Consider the following 5,603-nt stretch of genomic DNA (forward strand, 5'->3'; position numbering starts at 1 on the left):
GTCCATCCAAAATAGTCCTGCTGATAATTGGCTGACATATTTGCCTCCCCACTAACGAATCGGGGCGGGAGAATGTCCCGCCCCGAAGGCTTCAATTAATAACTAATTGCCAACGTGTTAATGGCTAACCGCGACCTTGCCACCCTTGGCCTGGCCGATGTCCTCAAGCATCTGGCCGAACCACGCCGCGTCGATGTCGAACGGCTTGCCGCCCTTGATGCGCGGGAACTCGATGGCCCGCAGCACGTTGCCGTTGTCCTCGTCGTGGCCGATCACGCCGGATTCGCGGCGGAACGCGCATTCCACCGCCAGGTCCGCACAGGACTTGATGAGGCGGATGTCGTCCACATTGGCGGCGGCGGCGCGGGCGAAGTAGCCGGACTTCTGCACCAGGGTCTTTTCCGCGCCCAGCATGGCGGCGAATTGCTCGCCGAACCATTTGCCGGGGTTCACGGCGTCCAGCTTGATGTGGCCGAAGGCGTCACGCGGCACTTCCTGGCCCTTGGCCTGCATTTCCGCGACGATGGCTTCCACGCCCGCGCCTTCGGAAATGAAGATGTTGACGCAGTCGGTCTTGTCCATCACGGCGCGGAGGCGCTCCGCTTCGGCGGCGATGTCGATTTCCATCTCGGGGATGAAGACGCCGTGGACTTCGTAGCAGTCACGGCTGAGGCCGATGCCCGGCACGAACTCTTCGCGGTCCAGGAGCTTGCGGTATTCCAGCGCAGTGGCGGCGGTCAGCCAGCCGCAGTTGCGGCCCATGACTTCGTGGACGATCAACATGCGCGGGTTGGCGCCGGTTTCGGCGACCACGTTGCGGAAGTAGCGTGCGCCCTGCTCGGCGGCGGTCCAGGCGCCCAGCGATTGCTTGATGGGGAACACGTCGTTGTCGACGGTCTTGGGCAGGCCGATCACGGTCAGGCCGTAGTTGTTGCGGCCCAGGAACGCGGCCAGGTCGGCGGCGGCGGTGTTGGTGTCGTCGCCGCCGATGGTGTGGAGGATGTCCACGCCGTCCTTGACCAATTGGTCGGCGGCGACCTTCTGGGGGTCTTCGCCTTCCTTGACGAGGCCGCGCTTCACGCAGTCCTTGACGTTGGTCAGCTTGACGCGGCTGTTGCCGATGGGCGAGCCGCCGAACTTGTGCAGCAGCGCGGCTTTCTCGCGGATTTCAGGAGTGATGACGTAGGAGTCGCCCAGCAGCAGCCCTTTGTAGCCGCCGTGGTAGGCGATGATTTCGATGGAGGGGTCGATCTCGGTATAGCGTTCAATCAGGCTTCCCACAGCGGAGCTGAGGCAGGGGGCCAAACCACCGGCGGTGAGGAGTGCGACTTTCTTGGGCTTGCTCATATTTTGTCTTTAAGTGAAAGGGTTGAAAGGAGGCAAAAGGATAAAGGATTAGGGGGAAAAAGCGAACGGTCGGGGGGGTTCCGGCGCGTTCTCGCGGGGGCCGTTCAGGCCAGTAGGTTCACAAACGGACGGTTGTTTTTCCAGCGATAACAGTGGAAGTCGCGCCGGTCGGTGCTGAGAATCCGGCCATCGTTCAAGGTCTCCGCCAGCAGCACCAAGGATGCATCCGCCAAGTCCATGGGTAAATCCGCATATTGCCGCATAAGCTGCAACAGTCTGGGGGCGTGGGCGTGTTGTTCCAAGGGGAATGCTTGAAACCCGCCTTGCCGGTAAAGGTCGAGGAATTTCAACTGGGCTTCCACGCCTTGCCGCTTCAATAGTAGATGGCAGGTTTCGGTCATCACCGGCCATGTCGAAATCAGTGGCTCGTCCAGATTTGTAAGTGCGTTTTGCTAGGGCGTAATTTTGGTCTTTGGGACTGGCGAGGGCGGCCCAGAATCCGGTGTCGGCGATGATCATGTTTTGTCCGACCAGTCGAGGTGTTTTTTGTAGGTCTCGGAGAGTTCGGGTTCGGCATCGAGGTAGCCCACGAAGCCCAATTGCTCGGCAAGGTGCAGGGCTTTTTGGCCAATCAAAATATTTTCGGATTCTGGCAGAGACTCAAAGAAGCTTTCGGCAACGGTGCCTTTTAATAAGCCGGGCTGGCGTTCGGCGGGTTTTTCTCCCGCGAGTCCTAGCCGGAAATAGTGGATTAAGTCGTATATCTCGGCCAGTTTGTCTTCGGGGATGTGCTGTAGTTCGCCGATGATTTGTTGTTGCAGGGTCATGGGTTTTGCTCCTCGTGTCGGGTTGGCGGGGCGATTATAGCCAGGGACGGGTTTTATTCCGGGCCGGGGCTGGTTTCGGTTTCCAAACGGTCGAGCTTATCGAGCAAGGCTAATCCTCGGCTGGGGTTCCCGTGCGAGGCGTATGTATGGAACCGGTTTGTGGCATCGTTGTCGGCCAGGGCGCGTTGCACGGCTTCGGGGTCACGGGCGATGACGTGTAGGTAGGCGCGGGTCGGCGGGTCCGGTTCGGCGCGGCCTTGTTCCCAGTCGCGTAGGGTGCCGAGCGGGATGTGATAGCGGGCGGCGAATTCTTCCTGGGTGAGCTTTAGGGCGCGGCGCATTGTTTTAACACGGGGCACCCGCTGGGCTTGCTGAAGTTCCGCTGCGGTGAAGGGCCGTGCATCGGGGTCGGCCTGTGCGGCGGCGGTTACTTCGGCTTCGCTCATGGGGCGGGGCGGAAGTTCGGGGAAGGTTTGCTCGGTTCCGTCGGGCAGGACTTCGACGAGGGTTCCGTCAGATCGAATTTTCGCGGTAGTAGTGGTCATGTTCGTGGCTTTCGGCGCGGCGGGCTGAGATGAGGCGGATTCGATCTCCGCGCTCGGTGTAGGTGACATGGAGGAGAACGCCTTGGCACATGCCGAGTAGGTTTAGAGGTTTCTCGCCATAGTTTTCGCGGTTATCTATCCACTCCGCCGCGAAGGGGTCGCTGAACGCTTGGGTTGCGAATGGGAAGGCGATGCCGTAGTCGCGCCAGTTTTTGGCGGCTTTGGTGTCGTCCATCATACGGGGAAAAAATTAGCCGTGTAGAGAGGTTATTCGGGGTTGGGACCGCTTTCGGCCTGCCATGCGGCCAGTTGTGCCCGGACGCGTCGTAAAGCTCGTCATAGAGCGCCGCTCGCTCGGCTTCGATACGCGATTCGTAGGGTACGCTGTGCGTACCTTGCGGGGTCGGAGAGGTACGCACAGCGTACCCTACCGCCGTATCGAACCCGTATGAATGCCGCTATAAATCAGCGTCCCCTCCCAAAACACCCCCTTCCCCACGTTGGCAGCCACCCGCCCCTCCACCCGCCGCGCATACTCCGCCGTACACACGCACAGCACGAAATCGGTGCAATCCGGGCGCATTTGCTCCTCGCACCAGCGCGGCCAGTGCAGCAATTCTTCCTGGTGGAATTGATCCAACTCGGCGGCGATGCCATCGCGGCGCAGTTGTTGGGCGAGCGCCAACACCGCGTCACAATGGACACGGCTGTCGTGGCTATAACTGATGAAGACACGGGGAGGCGTCATGGCGGGCAACCCATCGCAAGAAAGATGGGCGAATTGTGGCCGAATTGAAACAGGGTCGCCAGCCAAATGGTCCAAGCCACCCAAACCGAAACAACCCTCTCCCTCTGGCATAGGACAGGGTGAGTGAATCCAAAAGGGATTTCTTCCTTAAAAAATCGCTAGTTTGAATCCCCCTCACCCCAGCCCTCTCCCAGAGGGAGAGGGCATTGGCAGGCTCATATCAACCACCCCCGGTTCATTGGCACCAACGTTGCACCAATGCACTCCACGCCGTACTTCGGGTACAGTAGCGCCATCAAGACTTCATAGACGCCCTCATGAAACCATCCGTCCTGCCGATCCTATTCCTCCTCTGTGCAACTGCCTCCGCCGAAGAGGCCCGCCCTCAACCCCAGCCCGCCGAATTCGCCGTCACCGTCCCGCCCGCCCTGGCCGCGAAGCTGGGCGTCGCGCCGGTGGGCAAGGCCCATTTCGCCGACATGCTGCGCTTGCCGGGCCGGGTGGCCCTGGACGAACACCGGCTGGCCCGCATCGGACCCAGCATCAGCGGGCGGGTGGCGGAGATCAAAGCCTTCATCGGCCAGCCCGTCCGCAAGGGCGAACTGCTGACGGTCATCAACAGCACCGAACTGAGCGCCGCCCAGGCGGTGTTCCTCAAGGCCAAAACCCAGGTGGGCCTGCAACGGCTGGCGGTGGAGCGGGCGCGGCGGCTGTTCGCGGAGGGCATCATTAGTCAGGCCACCCTGAAGGAACGGGAGGGCGCGTTGGACGAGGCGGAAGTCGAGATGCGTGCCGGGGCCGATCAGTTGGGGGTCATGGGCATGAGCCAAGACGCCATCCGCCGCCTATCTGACACCGGCCAGATTGATTCCATCACCCCCGTCACCTCGACCCTCACCGGCACCGTCATCGAACGGCATATCTCGGTCGGGCAAATCGCCCAGCCCGCGGATTACCTGTTCACCGTGGCCGATCTGTCGCAGGTCTGGGTGGTGGCGGAAGCGCCGGAACAGGACGCCCATCTGGCGGAGGTCGGGGGATTGGCGGAAGTGCAGATTCCGGCGCTGCCCATGCAGAAAATCACCGGCAAGATCATCTACGTGGCCGATACGGTGAATCCCACCACCCGGACGGTGACGGTGCGAATGGAGGTCAAGAATCCCGACCGCAAGATCAAGCCGGAAATGCTGGCGAGCATGATTATCCGCCGCCCCGCCGAAACCGGGCTGGCGGTGCCGGCCAGGGCGGTGGTGCGGGTGGGCGAGCAGGACCACGTATTCGTGCGGACGGTGCCCGACCACTTCGAATTGCGCCCGGTGTCCCTGAGCGTCGAGCATGAGGGAATGCGCCGGGTGGTTGAAGGTTTGACGGAAGGGCAGCAGATTGTGGTGGACGGGGCGTTCCATCTGAACAACGAACGCATCCGCAAGGAGTTGGAATAGGTCTGACTCCCTCTCCATCTGGGAGACCTGTCCTGAGCGCCGTCGAAGGGGGGCGGGGTGAGGGAATCAAAAAAGATTTCTTCCGCAAACACCCGCTCGTTAAGCTCTGTTTTTTAAGGAAGAAATCCTATTTCTCTCCCCCTCACCCCAACCCTCTCCCAGAGGGAGAGGGAACAAAATTTCCCGAGTAACCCCCTATGGAATCTTTAATCCGCGCCGCCCTCAACCAACGGGTGGTGGTCTCCGCCATCGCCGTGTGCCTGCTTGTTTTCGGCGCATTCGCCCTGCAAAGCCTGTCGGTGGACGCCTTCCCCGACGTGACCAACGTCCAGGTGCAAATCGCGGCGGAAGCGCCGGGCCGCTCCCCGGAGGAAGTGGAACGCTTCGTCACGGTGCCGCTGGAAATCGCCATGACCGGCCTGCCTGGGCTGACCGACATGCGCTCGGTGAACCGCAACGCCCTGTCCCAGATCGTGCTGGTGTTCTCCGACGACATTGATGTGTATTTCGCCCGGCAACTGGTGCTGGAACGCTTGATCGAGGCCGGGGCCAACCTGCCGGACGGCGTCACCCCCATCCTCGGGCCGGTGTCGTCGGGGCTGGGCGAGGTTTATCAGTACACCTTGGAGCGGCCCGGCGACGGCGACAGGCCGCTGGACGTGGACGAGCTGACCCGCCGCCGCACCATCCAGGA

General features: G+C 61.5%; 8 protein-coding genes. 2 read left to right on the forward strand and 6 right to left on the reverse strand.

The window, feature by feature from the left end; all coding sequences use genetic code 11:
* Window positions 1-117 precede the first annotated feature (117 nt).
* From ACXWUF_RS17340 to ACXWUF_RS17365, 6 genes are all read right to left on the reverse strand, one after another.
* On the reverse strand, window positions 118-1,347 hold the full coding sequence (locus tag ACXWUF_RS17340) for a pyrophosphate--fructose-6-phosphate 1-phosphotransferase (RefSeq protein WP_458495871.1): 1,230 nt from the start codon (window positions 1,345-1,347) through the stop codon (window positions 118-120).
* Between the two features lie 104 nt (window positions 1,348-1,451).
* Entirely contained in the window at window positions 1,452-1,748 is a 297-nt protein-coding gene (locus ACXWUF_RS17345) for a type II toxin-antitoxin system VapC family toxin (protein ID WP_458495872.1), read from the reverse strand.
* Window positions 1,749-1,862: 114 nt separating this feature from the next.
* The gene (locus ACXWUF_RS17350) at window positions 1,863-2,174 is read right to left on the reverse strand and encodes a hypothetical protein (RefSeq protein WP_458495873.1); all 312 of its coding nucleotides are present in this window, start codon (window positions 2,172-2,174) and stop codon (window positions 1,863-1,865) included.
* A 53-nt stretch (window positions 2,175-2,227) separates the two neighbouring features.
* A complete protein-coding gene (locus ACXWUF_RS17355) occupies window positions 2,228-2,719 on the reverse strand; it encodes a helix-turn-helix domain-containing protein (RefSeq protein WP_458495874.1) in 492 nt (163 codons plus the stop codon).
* Window positions 2,688-2,957: a BrnT family toxin gene (locus ACXWUF_RS17360; protein ID WP_458495875.1), complete on the reverse strand. Its 270-nt coding sequence runs from the start codon at window positions 2,955-2,957 to the stop codon at window positions 2,688-2,690. The genes ACXWUF_RS17355 and ACXWUF_RS17360 overlap by 32 nt, the downstream gene beginning before the upstream one ends.
* A gap of 189 nt (window positions 2,958-3,146) precedes the next feature.
* On the reverse strand, window positions 3,147-3,467 hold the full coding sequence (locus tag ACXWUF_RS17365) for an SEFIR domain-containing protein (RefSeq protein WP_458495876.1): 321 nt from the start codon (window positions 3,465-3,467) through the stop codon (window positions 3,147-3,149).
* A 317-nt stretch (window positions 3,468-3,784) separates the two neighbouring features.
* Here ACXWUF_RS17365 and ACXWUF_RS17370 point away from each other — a divergent pair, with 317 nt between their 5' ends.
* Window positions 3,785-4,909, forward strand: coding sequence for an efflux RND transporter periplasmic adaptor subunit (locus ACXWUF_RS17370; protein WP_458495877.1), 1,125 nt, complete (start codon window positions 3,785-3,787; stop codon window positions 4,907-4,909).
* 197 nt (window positions 4,910-5,106) lie between these two features.
* A partial coding sequence (locus ACXWUF_RS17375; protein ID WP_458495878.1) for an efflux RND transporter permease subunit occupies window positions 5,107-5,603 on the forward strand: 497 nt, incomplete at its 3' end.

The organism is Methylomagnum sp., assembly GCF_054333355.1.

Coding starts and splice junctions, on each gene's coding strand:
- ACXWUF_RS17340 (WP_458495871.1), bottom strand. CDS start 1,347: ATGAGCAAGCCCAAGAAAGTCGCACTCCTCACCGCCGGTGGTTTGGCC.
- ACXWUF_RS17345 (WP_458495872.1), bottom strand. CDS start 1,748: ATGACCGAAACCTGCCATCTACTATTGAAGCGGCAAGGCGTGGAAGCC.
- ACXWUF_RS17350 (WP_458495873.1), bottom strand. CDS start 2,174: ATGACCCTGCAACAACAAATCATCGGCGAACTACAGCACATCCCCGAA.
- ACXWUF_RS17355 (WP_458495874.1), bottom strand. CDS start 2,719: ATGACCACTACTACCGCGAAAATTCGATCTGACGGAACCCTCGTCGAA.
- ACXWUF_RS17360 (WP_458495875.1), bottom strand. CDS start 2,957: ATGATGGACGACACCAAAGCCGCCAAAAACTGGCGCGACTACGGCATC.
- ACXWUF_RS17365 (WP_458495876.1), bottom strand. CDS start 3,467: ATGACGCCTCCCCGTGTCTTCATCAGTTATAGCCACGACAGCCGTGTC.
- ACXWUF_RS17370 (WP_458495877.1), top strand. CDS start 3,785: ATGAAACCATCCGTCCTGCCGATCCTATTCCTCCTCTGTGCAACTGCC.